This is a genomic window from Bacillus pinisoli (assembly GCF_023036475.1).
Classification (GTDB): Bacteria; Bacillota; Bacilli; order Bacillales; family SA4; genus Bacillus_BS; species Bacillus_BS pinisoli.
In genome coordinates, this window is the sequence record NZ_JAJQKI010000001.1 from 190047 (window position 1) to 207515 (window position 17469).

Sequence of the window (17469 nt, forward strand, 5' to 3'; positions counted from 1 at the left end):
AAGGAACTTAAGGTATACAACCAAAAGTTCCCTAACCTTATTTCTTACTTATTACGAACGGGTGGAGCTGTTTCTTCTGGTGATAGCTCACGAATTAAAACAGGAACTGGATAATCTACACCATCCACCTTTTCAAGCTTTACAGCATATAACGTTTGAAGTGCCTGATGATCCTCTGCTCTAAACGTCATTTTGCCTTTTGGCGTTTCGAAGCTCATCCCTTCCATTGCAGAAATCAGGGTGTCCGCTTCTGTATTTCCTTCTGTTTTCTTAATTGCTTCAACAATGGCAAGTGCTGCACTCATTCCACCTGGTGTGAATAAGTCAGGTACGGCACCATTGTGGCGCTTCTTATGCTCTTCAACTAACCAATTATTAATATCGTTTTGTGGTAATGTATGATAGTAAACGGTGAATCCTTCCATGCCTACAAGTGCATTCATTGTAGATAGGGCTGCAATATCAGGAGCACCTGTTGAGATCTTAATTCCTTTTTCTTGAACCTTCATATCTGAAATTTGGTTCCAAGGAGAGTTTGCTCCTGCCCAAACAACAAATAAGTAATCAGGCTTTGCTTCAATAATCTTTTGAATATTTGACGTAAAGTCTGTTGCAGCAGGATCTGCAAATTCTTGATGCACGACTTCTGCACCTAATTTTTCTGCTGCTTCTTTAAATGCTGCAATTCCATCTTGACCGAAAGAAGAATCCGGAGCTAATGTTGCAATCTTTACTCCATCTTTCGCGATAGCTGCTGCTCCAGCTACGGCATCTTGAGAAGAGTTACGAGCTGTTCTAAACACATACTTATTCCATTCAGAACCTGTGATACTATCAGCAACGGCTGGTTCTACCACCATAACCGTTTCATATTCTTCAGCTAATGGAAGAACTGCTAGAGTGTCACCTGAGCTAGAAGAGCCTACTAGGAAATCAACTTCATCTTCTTCTAATAATTTTGTCGCTTTCTGAATAGCTACTTCAGGTTTTGTTTCAGTATCTTCTACAATGAATTCAATTTTTTGACCGTTGATTTCCATCGTTCCATCTGTTCCATAATCTAAACCAAGTTCAAAACCACTCACTGTTTGTTTTCCATATGCTTCAAGGGCCCCTGTTAATGATGCAAGTACACCAATCTTAATTGGTTCCTTTTCAGCAGTCTCTTCTCCTCCTGATTTCCCTTCAGTTCCCGATCCGCTTCCCTCATTTGAAACCGTACCAGAACCACCACATGCTGATAAGAGAAGAAGAAAGGCCATCATAAACGGAAACAATCCATGCCATTTCTTTTTACCCATACTCAATTTCCCCCTTTTCATTACATCTCCATTACGTTTGGAAACGTTAACCATACTGTATTCGGTCAAAGTTACAAATGAGTTACACGAAAAGCTGAAGCGCCTTGCTCAGGCCCGACAAGCAAATGTTCCTAAGCAAAGAAAAGGGTGGTCTTTCCCTTTTATTTGCTTAGGGTTATTTGACTCGAGGGCCTAGGCGCTGAAGCTAGACAATACGAAAAGCTGAAGCGCCTTGCTTAGCTCCGACAAGCAAATGTTCTTCGGCCAATAAAAGGTGCCTTTCCCTTTTATTGGCCGAGGGTTATTTGACTCGAGGAGCTAGGCGCTGAAGCGAGACAATACGAAAAGCTGAAGCGCCCTGCTTAGCACCGACAAGCAAATGTTCCTCGGCCAATAAAAGGTGCCTTTCCCTTTTATTGGCCGAGGGTTATTTGGCTCGAGGGCCTAGGCGCTGAAGCTAGACAATACGAAAAGCTGAAGCGCCTTGCTTAGCTCCGACAAGCAAATGTTCCTCGGCCAATAAAAGGTGCCTTTCCCTTTTATTGGCCGAGGGTTATTTGGCTCGAGGGCCTAGGCGCTGAAGCTAGACAATACGAAAAGCTGAAGCGCCTTGCTCAGGCCCGACAAGCAAATGTTCCTAAGCAAAGAAAAGGGTGGTCTTTCCCTTTTCTTTGCTTAGGGTTATTTGACTCGAGGGCCTAGGCGCTGAAGCTAGACAATACGAAAAGCTGAAGCGCCTTGCTCAGGCCCGACAAGCAAATGTTCCTAAGCAAAGAAAAGGGTGATCTTTCCCTTTTATTTGCTTAGGGTTATTTGACTCGAGGGCCTAGGCGCTGAAGCTAGACAATACGAAAAGCTGAAGCGCCTTGCTTAGCTCCGACAAGCAAATGTTCCTCGGTCAAGGATGACAAAACGCAAGAATATTACATCAACCCGCAAGAATAACTGATAAAGTTGCAAGTAATTGACTCAAACTTGCAAGTAAATCAGCTTGTCGCAAGTATTTTCCCAAACTCGCAAATAAATGCCTTAAAGTCGCAAGAAAAACTCGTAAACTCGCAAGATAAAATCTCCATATTGCAAAATGAAAAGTAAACTTTACACGATAGATTCAAACTAAGGATCCCCACCCGTTAAACAACCTTCATTACTGCATTTTTGTAATCATTTCATGCATTTGTTTGGTTGGTTCCATTGGTTCTACACCTAATTCTTCTTGGAGGCAATCGCAGCATTTTTTATACCACTTAATGGCTTGTGGGCGGTTATTTTTTTGATAAAAACAGAACATTAGTAAGCGATATGCCTCTTCCCATGTCCGATCTTTTGTTAAGATGTTTTCACACCAGTGGATGGCTTCCTCATAGTTAGCGGTTTGGACAGAGAGTTGGGCCATTTTTTCAGCACCACGTAGATAGTACACTTGTAATCTTTCACGTTCGGATATACACCAGTCCTCATAGCGTCGTTCTGGTAAGTAATCGCCTTCGTAAAGTTCTAATCCCTTCGTTAAGAAACTAATTGCCTTCTCGTTATCTTTTTCTTTCAACCCCGCCCGGATCCATCGCTCAAATTCGTCAGCATCCAGATAGATACTCGCTTTCGGATTCAACCCGTATGATTGACCATCTCGGTTAAAGAAAAACGGATTAGACCGCGCCTTTCTGTTTGGTTCAATGGCAGTATTTAGTGCGTTAAAGGCTACTTTGAAATCTCTAACTGCTGCTTTTTCTTCTGTATCGGGCCAGACAAGCGAGAATATAGTGTCCTTTTGTATGTAGTGATGTCGTTTTGTTATAAAAAGCTCAAATAATTCTCTGGCTTTAATCCGCTGCCAGTCTTTCTCTCGTACTTCTTTATCACCAATCCATACCCTAAACCTACCTAGTGATTGAATTCGTAACGTATATCCTGGATGATGATCGACATCATGATAACCTAATTCGTTTAGCAAAGAAGTCACATACTGACGTTGAATTCCTCTCGCTTGCGCCTCAATTAATAGCGGCGTCATGGACTGGAGATCTTTCGGTCCAAATGTTGTCCGGTTGGTAAAGATAAATTCATACCCTCCGATTTGCACATTATTAAGAAAGGACGTGAATGCCTCCTGAAACTTAATTTCTTTTTCTGTTTGGTAGTACAGGAATGATTTCCACAAGTATGTGAGACAGCTTCCATACTGATCACCACAAAATTCAAATTGATCTTGTACTTTGGACAACCAATCTTCTGCTTCCTCATATTCTTCTGCGTAAAAGCAAGTTACTGCGATACACAACTGAATTAGAGCGGATAACCATAAGTCGTTTACCTGGTCGGTTTCATTCAATGCCTTTTTTCCAATTTCCATTGCTTTTTCAAAGGCACCTTCTCTTCCGTAGAGCATGCACAGACCCATTAATGGCTCTGCCTTCCCCCTTGGCACTCGAAGGTCATCCATCATCTCCAATGCTGTCTCATAGCATTTTTTAGCTAGTGATGGATCATAACGATCAATTAGCTGTACAGCATGCCCCATCCGAATCCAACCACACGCTTCAACAAACGGAGCCTTATAACGAATCCCCTCTTGTATGCCTGTTTCGGCTAACTCTTTTGCCTGTTCTGCCTTCCCCACAAAACTTTCAATTAAGGACAACAACAGGTTTGTCTCACGATGGGATTGCTGCAAATGTGTATGTTCAATAGGAGAATGCAACCCAAAATTCTTGGAACTTAGTAAGTTTCGTTTAGCTTCAAGAAGACTACCCGTTCTTAGTTTTAGGCGTGCCTCTAAGTTGCCAACATCATTTAATTGATAGATATTCAACGCTTTTTGAAACCACTTTTCTGCTTTTTTCGCTTGACCTGCATTTACTAGATTTTCAGCCATTAGTAAGTAGATCTTTGCTTTTTCATTTGATGAAGCGTTTTCATTTTTCTCCATAAGATCAATGGTGCGCTGAAGCAAACGGTCTGCTTTACCTGGAGAAATCGTATCTAAATAAATATAAGCTTGCCCTTGTAACGCCTGGCATTCTCCCTTAACATCTCCAGCCTGTCTAGCCAGGATGGCTGCTTGGTGATAATGTTCCTCTGCCTCACGGTATACACATTGATATCTGAGAACTTCTCCTTGTAGGTAATGAAGTCGGTAGAATACTCTTTTTTGGTCAGTTGAAATTCGCTGAAGTCTTTCTAGTAAACTTTCAAGTTTCCCACTCTGTATAAGAGTCTCGCCAAACTCATTTAGCAAATAGGCAATCTCTTCAAATTCCCCAATTTGTTCTAGATGATAAATGGCCAATTCCAGGTGATTGCGCTTTTTGTAAAATTGAGAAGCTCTTTTGTGCAGCTGGTTCTGTTTTGATTGTTGTTTACTCAGTTGACGTTCAAGGAATTCCTTAAATAAGGCATGATAACGGTACTGGTCCTGCCCTATTTGCTGTAGAAATAAATTCTTTTGGATTAGTAGCTCTAGCATCTCTTTTGATCCAGAAATTCCAAGTACTTCATCACAAATGGAAGGAGTCAATTCTTCAAATATGCAAGTTTGCTCAAGAAATTGTTGAATCATTGGAGGTTGCTTTACTAGCACTTCCATTGCTAGGAACTGAAACAAATCTTCCATCGAGCTATACTTATTACGCAACAACTTTGACAAATCTCGGTGATGATTTAATTGTTGGATGACCATCTGCAAGGCAATTATCCAACCCTCTGTAAGCTCATATATTTGATTAATCTCTTTTTCTGTAAACTCTAAACTGTACACATCTGTAAACCATGCTTCAATGTCTTCTTTTGAAAACACTAAGTCCTGTTCATTAAGTTCGAGCAAGGCACCCTTTAGCTTTAAATTGCTGATAATATTCCACTGTGGTCTCGTTCTACTTATGAACACTAAACGTAAATTGGTTGGTACATTTTCTAAAAACCAAAGTATCCATTCTTCTATTTGACTAGAATGCTGAACAAGATGAAAATCATCAATGATTAACAAAATCTCATGATCCATTGAGATAATCTCATTCACTAGCATTGCACTGAAGCTACGAATCTCTTCATCTCTTGCATATCGGTTCATCTTGTTTACATATTGTATAAGTTCTTCTCCAAAACCTGTATATTTCTGTTTAATAGCTGATATAAAGTAAGTTAAAAAGGGGATAAGCTCATCTTCATAGCTTGAAAGGCTGTACCAACAATAAGTCTTTTTTGAATCAGCCAAAAAAGTAGCAACTGCTGTACTTTTACCGAATCCTGGACCCGATTGGACAATCGTTAAGGAGGTGTTAAACATAGTTTGTAGCTTCTTTGTTAACGAGGGTCTTCGTAGAATATCGTCCTTAATACTTGGAGGTGTTAGTTTTGTTTGAAGAATAAAAGAGGAAGACATATCATCACACCCTACTAATAATTGGTTTTTCTTCCTATTTTATCATACTAACTTACAATTCTGAACAAAAGAAAAAACCCTAGTTCGGGTTTAAAAGGAAATATCAATATGTTGAAAAGGGTAATAACGAAGGTTTACTTTGCCAACGACTTGATTAATAGTAATACATCCAAAATGTCGACTGTCATAGCTACCTAACCGGTTATCGCCAATGACAAAAATATGTCCTTCCGGAACTGTCTCTTCTCCAGTTAGCTCTAGTAAAGAAAAATCGTTCGTCAATTGATTAAGCGTATGAACCTCATCATCACCAAATAAAAATGGTTCTTCAACTGCCTTGCCATTAATAAACAAATTTCCATCCTTATACGAAACTTGATCACCTGGTAGCCCAATTACTCTCTTTACAAAGTCAGATTGATGATCTGCACGAAATACAACTACGTTGGTTGAACCTATTGATTTCATCAAATTGATAACTCAATTTATTGACTACTAGATTACCTTCTTGAAGTGTAGGCGTCATTGAGCTTCCCTCTACAATATAGTTAGAAAAGAAAAACTGTTGTAAGAAAATAGCCAACACAACACCAATAAAAATCGGATGAAGTATTCCTTTTGCACGAACCTTGGATAGACTCATCATGATTCTCCACTACTCCTCCTTACCGTTTTCTGCTCTTTTATATGTAGATAACTCTCTACTTTCTTGCCTACAAGCCACAGAATAAAAATAATGAGTCCCACAATGGCAGTCCGGATTGGCTGCTCTACTAATGATCTTAAATCATAACCGATGAAGCTTATGATAAATACCATTACCATTTTTCCTGTTAACACAGCAAGCACAAATTGGTAGACACTTACACGTGATAAAGCGGCAACCACATTAATGATGGCAGATGGCGAAAACGGAAAGCATAATAACAGAAATAATGGACCAAAACCATGATGTTCAACCCAATCCATTAGTTTTTTCACTTGTTTATTTCTACTTAAAAATTGGAAAAAGCGCTTTTGACCTAGTCTTCTAATAACAAAAAAAACGATAATCGCTCCGATACTTGTTCCAAGCCATGAATATAGAAATCCTAGCCATAATCCAAAGGCGGCTGCATTGGCAACCACAAACGCAAATAACGGTAGAAAAGGGAATATTGCCTCTAGCATCGGAAGAAAAATTCCTGGTAAAGGCCCTAGGTCTCTATATTGTTGCATTAACTCTTCTATATTTTTAAACGTAATAGCATCCTTCATAAGAAGCCAAAATTGCTGCAGCGAGTCCATGTCCATTGATAAATTCTCCTCAACTAATACTATTCTTTATTGTACACAAGATTGCTTCAAACCAAAAGAAAAGTAGATGGTTAAGAAGGCTGTTTTTCTTAATGTTTTAGTTTTAGTAAAGCTTTATGCTTTATAAATATAAGAAAAGCTTTGTCTAGATTGTTGCTTTCGTAAAAATCTCAAAAGACGGATTTCTATTCGATAGTACAATGTCTAGTGTTTAGATAGAGAGAGTTGCTCTTTTCTAAACGCTTTTCTTCAGATAAAACAGTCTAAAAAGCAACAAAGTTTTTGAAAAGAGCCATAAGAAAAGCCATATTGTAACATCTACAATATGACTTATTGTTTAACTTTCTTATTTATAAGTATTCATCAAACCAACCGGCAATATGATTGAGTCGGTGGATACGCAGGTTCGGGTTACCACTTCTAGATAATTCATGATTTGCTTCTGGGAATCGAACCAATTTAGTTGTTTTCTTTTGATGCTTTAAGGTAATATACAGCTGTTCAGCTTGCTCTACCGGACAACGATAATCCTTTTCACCATGCAGGATTAGAAGAGGTGTCTCAATGTTTCCAGCATACTTTAATGGCGAGCAGTCCCATAGTCGGTCATAGTCAAAAGATTGACCTCTTAATACTTCCCACTCTGCAAAAAAGTACCCAATATCACTGACACCGTAAAAGCTAATCCAGTTTGAAATACTGCGCTGTGTTACGGCCGCCTTAAAACGATTTGTATGACCGACGATCCAGTTTGTCATAAAGCCTCCATAGCTTCCACCCGTTACACCAAGACGCGTCTCATCAATAAAATCATACTCTGATAATACATAGTCTACAGCAGACATGATATCTAAGTAATCTTTTCCACCATAATCGCCACGAACGGCATCAACAAAGGATTGACCATAACCATCGCTACCTCTTGGATTTGTAAATAATACTGCGTACCCCTTTGCAGCAAGCACTTGGAATTCGTGGAAGTATGTGTTGGCATACATAGCGTGAGGTCCTCCATGGATTTCAACAACAAGAGGTACCTTTGTACCTTCTTTAAAACCTACCGGCTTCATTAACCAGCCGTGAATTTCCCAACCGTCTTCTGCATTAAATGTAATGGGCTCAGCAGATGATAGCTCAATATTCTTTAAATATTCATCATTTACAAAAGTAAGCTGTTTTTTCTCACCATTTTTCATATCAACTAAGAATAAATCTCCAGGATGAGTAGGTGTACTGATTGCTACAACCGCACGATGTGTCTTTACATCTACGGTAAAGGAGTATACATGTTGTTCGTCATGGATCACAGGATACACTAAGCCCTCCACATCTCCATAATAAACAGCTGTGCTACCATGATCACTTGCTAAAAAATAAAAGCCTTGACTATCTTCTGTCCACACTAAGCCTCTAGATATACTCCCTGAATGGAAATCACCGATTGCAACATCACCTATTTGAACATCCCAATCTCTCGTTAAACACGTCATTTCTTTTGTTTTAGCCTGGTAAAGCCAGATCTTTGATAGGGTTGCGGATTGGAACTCTTGCTCATGACCTATAAAAGAAAGGATTTCTCCATTAGGTGACCAACTAGCTTGACTAAAGCTACCGCCACTTGTTACCTTGTCCATTCTTTTTTCCTTTATGTTATAAATGTATAGGTCTGAAATAAGCTCATAATCTGCTTCTGCAGACGGATTTGCAAAAATAGCGACCTCATTTCCGTCTGGTGATACGGCACCAAGTGTAAAATCATAATGGCCTTTAGTTAAGACTGTCAACTCTCCAGAATCAATTTGAACCTGTGCTATATGAGTATGTTTCTGATCTAAAAATCCGCTTGCGTCTGATTTATAAAATAGTTTTTCAACCACTAAAGGCTCTAGTAATTTCTTGTCTTCCTTCGGTTGCTCTTCTAAACCATTCTCACCTAATGATAGGGCTACGAATATATTCCTCCCGTCAGGAGCCCATTTAAACTGGGAAATACCATTAGGCGACTTCGTTAACTGGCGAGGCTCTCCTCCTTTTACATCCATCAAGAAGAGTTCGTTTTTCTCTGCTCTACTTGATAGAAAGGCAATGGTTTCACCATCTGGTGACCAAAGAGGCTGAGTATCTCTTACTTTTCCGTATGTAAACTGTTTGATATTATTACCGTTCTGATCTCCAACAAATAAGTGAGAATAATATTTATGTTCCTCTTCATTTGTTTCAGTTTGAACAAATACAATCTGTTCACCACTTGGAGAGAATAATGGATTGTTAACAGACTTTAATTTATATAGATCGGTTGATTGAATTCCTCTTTTTTCGCTCATAATGAATTTGCCACATCCTTTTTTTATTTGTATTGACTCCTTTTCTAAAGGCTGTTTTCGTATAGATTGTTGCTTTCGTAAAAATCCCAAAAGCCGGATTTTTACTTGGTAGTACAGTGTTTCTGCTTTAAGTCAAGAGAGCTGCTCTTTTCTAATCTAAAAAATCAGTTTAATCATATTCTAAATATGGCGAGATTGCTGAAAGATTAGATAGAAAAGCAACAAAGTTTTAGAAAAGAGCGTTTCAAAAGACTTTGTTGCATTGTTATATATTTCGATAATTGAAATAGAGTTCCTTCTAAATGAATTGGATTTTTTTCTTGCAACTTTACTGTAAGTTTACTATTATATAAATACGAACACTTGTTCCTTAAAAGAGGTGAATTGACTTGACACGAATTTCAGATGAAGACCGTTCTATACTGGAGCAATCACTATTTCTCCCCATGGCATTAACCGTTTTTCAACGAGATCTTGCTATCATAGAAAAAGCGCCATTTAAATTAAAGCAACCCTATATTCGTTGCATAGAAGAATCTATGAACCATATTCAGCGTGATTTAGCCATTTTAAAACACGAAATGAAGAAAAAGAAGATGAAGGCTCAACAACTTACTCGTGATGAAACCTTCACCTCCTTTGTATTCGTTTATAAGGGATATGAGGAACAACATAATTACTTTAACCCTAGAATCCGAAATAACGTTCAATCTATTATGGAAAAATACTTATTACAAACAAGAGCATAGTCAACGGACTTCACTGTGGTGAAAGTGTGGCGAAATCATAAATGAGGATTTACGGAAATCTGGAGATATCCTGCTAGATAAGGTTGTTCGAAGCTGAGCAGTACGATATAACTGATTTTCAATTGAACCCTTTGAAATAGGTAACACAATTTCCTCTTTGTTAGAAAAAGTTAACAAGGTTTCATCATATTTAGTAGTTTGGATACTTTGTACAAAAGAGTGGGAAATCCATGAGCATTGTTGACGATTGGGGGATGATGTTGGAAAGAAGTAAATATAATTCGTTGGGTCAATAACAATAGGGGCTTTATGGGTGATCCCCATTATAAATTTGGTGGCTTCACGTCTACCTTTTAAACTGCTTCCAAAGAAGTGACAGCTCCGATCAATAATATCAATGGGCTTCATTGTCACCATATACTCCCGGTCCATCTCCTTAACAATTGAATGGACACCTTTATCAGTGACTTCAGGTAAAATAGCCATGGTGTAAGGACTAATTTCATATTCAGTTAAGATTTGTTTTTTCAAATGTTTAGCTCCTTTTCTATAAATTTAATTCCATAATAAGACAAATCACAACAAAATAAAAGTATAAAACTACGTTTTCTAAATAATTATTTTATAGAGTTTCATTAATTGCATGAAAAAAGTGATTTTCCTCATTCTGAAGAAAACCACTTTTATCCATACATTATTATGAATTATTAAACACTTGCGAGATTTCCTTTTCCGCAAGATACTCATTACCCTCTTCTACTGTAATATGCTCATCAACGGAATCCCCCATATTAGAACCACTGAAGTGATCAAACGCTGATGATACTGTCATTTGAGGATTAAGTGGTGTTCCTAAAGGGATTTCACTTTCTTTTCCAACACCAGGGTATTTACCTTCCATCCTTCAAACACCTCCCATCATATCGTTCCCTTGTTAGCCACAGATTATCCGAGTCCCCTTATTTTTATTCAGAAAAGGAAATATTTTATTAGTTATAAGAATATTCAAACAAATAATGGAATACATATAATATCCCACTTTCATTAGCGGGAAAATAAAAAATGTGTCTCTTTAGGGAGAAACATGGGGAGTGAAGTTTATGAAAGAAAAAAATTCATACTCTGATATCCGAAAAAACGATACAAAGCACAATCACACCAATCAAACTGATGTCAACATATATGTACAGATGTTATTGGATGACATCCTATTTAAGTCAAGAATTAAAAAGCTAATCAAAGAAATCGATGTTGCGCTTGACCAACGTGATTACTCTTCCTTTCAACGACTATCAAAAGAGTACAAGCAACTAGTACAAAGTTCGACGTGATCAACCAAAAGTGCAATGTACCACTTAACCTCAGTAAAATATTCTGAAGAGAAGAAAATAGTTAAGTCCCTTTTCTTCTCTTCAGGTTATTTAACGAGTGTAATTGGTTACTTGCACCACTAACATAATAAAAAGCCATGCTTCGCATGGCTTTCACTTACTGTTCAGTATTAGAAGGTATGATCGTCGTAGATGGAGTTTTACTTGGCTCCACTTTCTTTGTGGTAATGTTATTTATAATGTCCACCACATCAATACCAGAGACGTCCTTAAGCATCTCAGGTGCAGTAGCCATGAGCTGCGTAACATAATTACTTACTCGGTTCGCACCATCACCATTCCCTGTATCCACAACAGTAATCTTATCAATATTTCCTAGTGGCTGTGCAATCTTTTCTGCAAGTTCAGGAAGCATCTTCGCAAGAATATCTAGAACAGCTGCTTCACCGTAGTTTTTATAAGCTTCTGCCAGCTTTTCTTTCGCTTCTGCTTCTGCCAGACCTTGAAGTCGAATAACCTCTGCGCGGGCACTACCTTGTGCACGTTCTGCTTCTGCTGTTGCCTTCGCTTCTGCTTCAATTTTATACTTAATCGCATCTGCTTCACGCATTCTTTTTGTCTTTTCTGCTTCTGCTGCTTGTTCAACAGAGAAACGATCTGCCTCTGCTTTTTTCTTAACTTCTGCATCATACTGCTTTTCACGACGTAGAATTTCTTTTTCCTGAAGGTCAATTTCTCTTTCTTTACGTACAATCTCAATCTTCATACTTTCTTCAACAGCCTGCTGTTGAGAACGTGCTTCCGCAATTTTATAGGCCTGATCTGCCTCTGCCTTCGCGGTATCCTGTTCACGTTTAAACGAGGCGACTTTAAGTTCTTTATCTTTTGTTGCTTCAGCAATTGCTGTATCACGAATAAGCTCAGCACGTTGTCCTTCTTCTTCTGCTACAGCTTTTTTTATACGAGAATCTCTCACTGCTTCTGCCTCTGCAATTTCTGCATCACGTTTTACAGCTGCAATTCTCGGGCGACCTAACGCATCTAAGTAACCATGCTTATCACGTACATCTTTAATCGTGAAGGAAACAATTTGTAGTCCCATTTTCTTTAGATCTTTTGCTGCAACACCCTGCACTTCTTGAGCAAACCGGTCACGATTACGATATACTTCTTCAACTGTCATTGATCCTAAGATTGCACGAAGGTGACCCTCTAGTACTTCTTGCGCCTCACTTCTTAAATCTTCAATAGGTTTACCTAGGAACTGTTCCGCTGCTGTTGCGATTTCTTCAACAGAGCCTCCAATCTTAATAATGGCCACACCATCAGCCATTACAGGAACACCTTGCTCTGTATATACTTCTGGAGTTGTTACATCCAACTTATGAGATAGTAACGAGATAAATTCTGCCTGTTGGAAAATTGGAAGAATAAACGCTCCTCCACCCCTAACGATTTTAATTTTTCTACCAGTATCATCTGATAGAACATTTTTCGTTCCTAAGAAGGAACCAGTTACAATCATTGCCTCATCTGAGCTAACGGTCTTATAGCGAGCCCAAAATGCAATCCCTAACACTAAAAATACGCCAAGAACAATAATCGGAATTAGTAAATACGGTTCTAAAAACATGTAATGCCCCCCTTAATCTAATTGTTCATAAGGCGACACAAGTAATGTGTCATCTCTTATTTCAATCACTAAAGCTTTTACACCTGATGGAATGTCTATGTCTTCGAAGCTCGCAGCAATTTGATTTGAAGCTCCACCGCCAATAGAGAGTAGGATTTCTCCATAGCCGTCTTTAGGGATCGGAATTGTAACCTCTCCTACTTTCCCTACAAAATCCTGGACAGAATAGCCTGTTGAGTTTTCTGTATTCTCCATTGGTTTTACATAGAGTAAGTAAAAAAAGATGCTAAGAATAAGACCAATACATAGGGATAATATAAAGATAATTGGCTGCGAAATGGATGTATAGATCGTTAACAATATGCCAGCCCCACCAAATGCAGTTAATGCACTCATAATTACCGTTGTATTAAAAAAACCTGGTAGGTCAAACGCAAGCGCCTCCATCATTCCATCCATCATATTTCCTAAAAAGTCATCAAAGATGACAGTAAGTAAAGTAAAAATGATTCCTGTTATTAAACATCCCCAATAAAACTCCAGCATTCAAATCACCTCCTGCTCAATATGTAATACGGTTTAAACCAAAGAAAGGTTTCTTCAATTTCACTTAATTTTCACAAGGTGCATTTAACCGTTTTGGAAACAAACCTTTATAAAAATCCATATCTGTGTAAATGCTAATCAATGATTGCTAATTTCATTGTACATGAAAAATTGGAATTTGGTGGTAGATTTATGAAAATCAGTAAAATATGGTATTTTATCCGGGAAAGTATTTGGTTTATCCCTTTTCTATACGGATTTATTTCTATTATCCTTGCGATTGGGAGCTATTATCTCGATAACTATATTGCTCATCATCCTCATCTTTATAAAAAGATCCCGATTATCTTTTTAGCTGATATTGATTTAGCTTTAACCGTTTTAAGCTCCATTGCAACAGCCCTATTAACAATGACTACAATAACGTTTTCCTCCATCATGATTGTATTGACTACTTTTCTATCTCAATTTTCTCCCCGAACTCTGCAAAATTTCATTGCAGATTCACCCACACAGAGAGTGCTGGCCGTTTTTGTGGGAGGGTTTATTTATACCGTAATTCTTCTCTTAGTTACAAGAGAAACCAAAGTTCATCAACTTTTTATTTTGCCAACGTTTGCGGTAATTTACGCGCTTATATGTCTAATCTTTTTTGTATTCTTCATTCACCACGTCTCGAGATGGATACAGGTAAGTAACTTAATCTTTGATATTACGACCAATGCTCTGAAGATATTAAAAAACCATTTTATTGACAAAAAGAATGTCCATCCTGATGCACCTTGGGAAGATTGGGAATACCCTGAAGTTTTGCAATCTACACCTCTTATTGTATATCCTGAAAAACCTGGGTACCTTCAAAGCATTGATACAAACGGTTTGCTAAAACAAGCTACACTTGATAATAGTATTGTTCGAGTGGAAGCAAGAGTTGGGGAGTTTGTAGATATTGATTCTCCTCTGTTATCCATTTGGAAAATGGAAGAAAAAGAAATTGCTCACAACTATTTACGGTTCATTTCACTAGGGCTAGAAAGACGAACCGTACAAGATATTGAATTTGGCATCACCAAACTGGTAGAAATTGCATTAAGGGCGGTCTCACCAGCTATAAATGATCCAAATACAGCAATCAATTGCATTGCACAAATTGGGAAAATCTTAGCCGTTATGTCTTGTAAGCATCTTCCAAGACCCTTTTTAAATGATGAGAACCGGAGTCTAAGGATTATCATAGATCAACCAGATTTTAAGGAGTACTTATATAAATCTTTTTACCAAATAAGGCATTATGGGAAAGATGATATCTCTATCATTTCATCTATTCTACAAGCACTTATTCATATCGCAACAAAAAGTGATACTGAAACGAAAAAAGAAGTTTGGGAATTCGCTCAATATATAGTAGAGGGTATTAATAGAGATGCCATTTTATCTTTAGATAAACACTATCTAAATGGAAGGCTCCATGAGCTCGCCAAACAGACAGGACACCGAAAAGAAGCCTCATTACTTACATGAAGGCTCTTTTTGTTGCTTTCAAAACATTTACGACTTTTAGCTTATTAGAGTCATCTATAACATACATGAAATGGGGAATTCAGCAAATACTACCAATGAATATAAAAATTGGATTGGAGTAATCGATGTTGAAATACCTATCATGTATGCTCATTTTCGTATTTACGTTCCTATCTCCTCTACTCATTCAAGCTGACACTTTAGATGAACTGGAGACATACTTGAATCATATTGGTTGGTCTCAAGTTGACTTAGAAGAATACTTAAATAAACAAGGACTAAGTACGGAGCAGGATTATTCTCCAAAAGAATTACTTGAGAAACTTGGGACACCGGTGAATGAAAGCAACATACGTTTATTATTGAAGCAATATAAGCTTTCAAGGCAGGAACTCGATCAATTATTACATCAAGTTGGAGAGAATGTAGAAGAGTATTCTTTTATTGAGGATTTAAACGAAGCAGTTTCTTATTATATCGAGCATGCTGAGGATATTGCTGGCCTTTCAAATTTCTTATCGTATATCGGATTAACCGAACATGAAACAGTAGGTTTGTATCAACATATCCAATCACTAGATCCGGTTTTACTAAAGAAAAGCCTTTTAACCATAAACCAAAGAATGGCTCAGAATACAAGCTCAGAAGCAATGGAACCAACCAACAAAGAGGAGCTTTTCCCCTTTTTCAATGAAGTATTATCTGTGTACAACTTGACTGCGACCTATCATATAAATGCTTCTACTAGCGAAGGCGCATCACAAGAACAACTTAATGGGGAGCGTGTAAGAGTCGAACTATTTAATCAAGCAGGGAATCGAATCGGCGATTTACAGTTTTCATCAGACATGCTTTCGCCAGACTTTATTACGCAAACCAGTCAACAGCTGTTAAGAATAGGTGAGACGAAACATGCTATACAACTAATACCATCTGATATTCAAACCCAGCCCAACGCTAGTCACTCTCCCTACGTCAGTCTTGTATATGGGGCCATTTTATTACTCGGCAGCACGGTCTTTTATCTTATTTCCAGAAATAAGGAGACACGCTCGTGACAAAAATACCTATGATTTTAGGAATAATGGCTATTGCCTTCATTATACAAAATGGATAGGAGTTACATACGCCGAATACGGAAATTAATGAAGAAAGGTCTTCCCCATTGAAAGGATCCTCTACTGTTGAGGGTCAATGGGAAGACCTGGATTACGCTTCATAAAGGTTTCATGTGTTTCAATGTCACTTTTTTAAAATATGGGTTAAGCAGTCGTCGATCTTATTGTATGTAAACCGAAAACCTTCACGTTGAAGTCGCTCAGGAAGAACCCATCTACTCTTCAACACTAGCTCCGTTTCTGTTCTAATGACAATCGATCCTATTTCTAACATCCATTTAGGCGCGGGTAGTCCTACTGGCATTTTCATTATTCTTCGAAGACAATTCATTAACTCACTGTTACTAACAGGTTGTGGGGCTGAACAGTTGAATACGCCGCTTAAATCCTTTCTTTCCTTCAAAAACATAATAATTCGAAAAAGGTCTTTTACATGAATCCAACTAAATTTCTGCCTCCCTGATCCTTGCACACCACCGAGACCAAATCTTACTAGGTTTTGATAAGGAGTCATCACTCCACCATCTTTTCCTAAAACAATGGCAATTCTTAAAGCAGCCTGCCTCGTCTTAGGAAGTTGAAATGAAAAGAACGACTCTTCCCAAGCTTTTGCTACATCAACAGAGAAACCTGTGCCTATTTCACCTTGTTCTTCTGTCATTGGTCGGTCTTCTGCATGTCGATATATGGTAGCTGTACTGGAATTCAACCACAATTCAGGAGGCTCGCTACAGGCTAAGATTGACTCACCAAGTATTGTAGTTGTTGAGGTTCTTGAGTTCATAATTTCATTTCTATTTTTCTCGTTGTACCGACAATTAACTGATTTTCCAGCGAGGTTAATTAATAATTCCGCACCATCTAATGCCTCTATTATTGCTTTTCGATCGCTCCAAGAGATATGATTGGGCTTTCTTGAAATAACCTTCACTTCATATCCTTGATTTTGAAATTGATGATGAAAATAGCTTCCTATAAATCCTGTTCCTCCTGCAAGGACCACTTTTTTATTCAAGATTCCCACTCCTTTCTGACTAAGCTAAATAGATTCTATATCTCTATTATAAAGTTATAGTCTATATTTTCCAAAGACTGTTTTCTTGGTTGTTCTCTAAAAATGGTGCCAATAATCAAAGGCTCTTTTCTAAAACTTTGTTGCTTTTGGTACAATTATTCAGGGTGTACAACCAGTTTTAGTAGCAAAACGAGGCTAGATTAGAAAAGAGCAACTCTCTTTATATATAGTAATAACTAAATACTAAGTTAAAA

13 protein-coding genes and 1 pseudogene are annotated in these 17469 nt (G+C 38.0%); 4 read left to right on the top strand and 10 right to left on the bottom strand.

What is annotated here, in order from left to right; all coding sequences use genetic code 11:
* Nucleotides 1-44 precede the first annotated feature (44 nt).
* From LT143_RS01020 to LT143_RS01040, 5 genes and pseudogenes are all read right to left on the bottom strand, one after another.
* Nucleotides 45-1301, bottom strand: a complete 1257-nt coding sequence (locus LT143_RS01020) for a substrate-binding domain-containing protein (RefSeq protein WP_246938683.1) — start codon at nucleotides 1299-1301, stop codon at nucleotides 45-47.
* A gap of 1147 nt (nucleotides 1302-2448) precedes the next feature.
* Nucleotides 2449-5682: a winged helix-turn-helix domain-containing protein gene (locus tag LT143_RS01025; RefSeq protein WP_246938684.1), complete on the bottom strand. Its 3234-nt coding sequence runs from the start codon at nucleotides 5680-5682 to the stop codon at nucleotides 2449-2451.
* Between the two features lie 90 nt (nucleotides 5683-5772).
* A pseudogene (gene lepB, locus LT143_RS01030) lies at nucleotides 5773-6328 on the bottom strand (signal peptidase I).
* Nucleotides 6325-6975 carry a TVP38/TMEM64 family protein gene (locus LT143_RS01035; RefSeq protein ID WP_246938685.1) on the bottom strand — a complete coding sequence of 217 codons (651 nt, stop codon included), beginning with the start codon at nucleotides 6973-6975 and terminating at the stop codon, nucleotides 6325-6327. Before LT143_RS01035 ends, lepB begins: the two are co-directional and overlap by 4 nt.
* A 353-nt stretch (nucleotides 6976-7328) precedes the next feature.
* On the bottom strand, nucleotides 7329-9302 hold the full coding sequence (locus tag LT143_RS01040) for a S9 family peptidase (protein ID WP_246938686.1): 1974 nt from the start codon (nucleotides 9300-9302) through the stop codon (nucleotides 7329-7331).
* Between the two features lie 389 nt (nucleotides 9303-9691).
* On the opposite strand from LT143_RS01040, the gene LT143_RS01045 reads away from it, so the two are divergent.
* Nucleotides 9692-10051, top strand: coding sequence for a YhjD family protein (locus LT143_RS01045; protein ID WP_246938687.1), 360 nt, complete (start codon nucleotides 9692-9694; stop codon nucleotides 10049-10051).
* Here the strand turns inward: LT143_RS01045 and LT143_RS01050 are convergent, their stop codons facing one another.
* Together LT143_RS01050 and LT143_RS01055 are read right to left on the bottom strand one after the other, a co-directional pair.
* Entirely contained in the window at nucleotides 10052-10582 is a 531-nt protein-coding gene (locus LT143_RS01050) for a competence protein ComK (protein WP_246938688.1), read from the bottom strand.
* Between the two features lie 166 nt (nucleotides 10583-10748).
* On the bottom strand, nucleotides 10749-10952 hold the full coding sequence (locus LT143_RS01055) for a hypothetical protein (RefSeq protein WP_246938689.1): 204 nt from the start codon (nucleotides 10950-10952) through the stop codon (nucleotides 10749-10751).
* Nucleotides 10953-11151: 199 nt separating this feature from the next.
* Between LT143_RS01055 and LT143_RS01060 the strand changes: the two genes are divergently transcribed.
* A complete protein-coding gene (locus LT143_RS01060) occupies nucleotides 11152-11382 on the top strand; it encodes an IDEAL domain-containing protein (RefSeq protein WP_246938690.1) in 231 nt (76 codons plus the stop codon).
* 157 nt (nucleotides 11383-11539) lie between these two features.
* On the opposite strand, the gene LT143_RS01065 is transcribed toward LT143_RS01060, so the two are convergent.
* A complete protein-coding gene (locus LT143_RS01065; RefSeq protein WP_246938691.1) occupies nucleotides 11540-13015 on the bottom strand; it encodes a flotillin family protein in 1476 nt (491 codons plus the stop codon).
* Between the two features lie 12 nt (nucleotides 13016-13027).
* Nucleotides 13028-13561, bottom strand: a complete 534-nt coding sequence (locus LT143_RS01070; protein ID WP_246938692.1) for an NfeD family protein — start codon at nucleotides 13559-13561, stop codon at nucleotides 13028-13030.
* 192 nt (nucleotides 13562-13753) lie between these two features.
* On the opposite strand from LT143_RS01070, the gene LT143_RS01075 reads away from it, so the two are divergent.
* Together LT143_RS01075 and LT143_RS01080 are read left to right on the top strand one after the other, a co-directional pair.
* On the top strand, nucleotides 13754-15082 hold the full coding sequence (locus tag LT143_RS01075) for a DUF2254 domain-containing protein (RefSeq protein WP_246938693.1): 1329 nt from the start codon (nucleotides 13754-13756) through the stop codon (nucleotides 15080-15082).
* A 128-nt stretch (nucleotides 15083-15210) separates the two neighbouring features.
* The gene (locus tag LT143_RS01080) at nucleotides 15211-16140 is read left to right on the top strand and encodes a processed acidic surface protein (protein WP_246938694.1); all 930 of its coding nucleotides are present in this window, start codon (nucleotides 15211-15213) and stop codon (nucleotides 16138-16140) included.
* 184 nt (nucleotides 16141-16324) lie between these two features.
* Here the strand turns inward: LT143_RS01080 and LT143_RS01085 are convergent, their stop codons facing one another.
* Nucleotides 16325-17215, bottom strand: coding sequence for a TIGR01777 family oxidoreductase (locus LT143_RS01085; protein WP_246938695.1), 891 nt, complete (start codon nucleotides 17213-17215; stop codon nucleotides 16325-16327).
* Nucleotides 17216-17469: the final 254 nt, after the last annotated feature.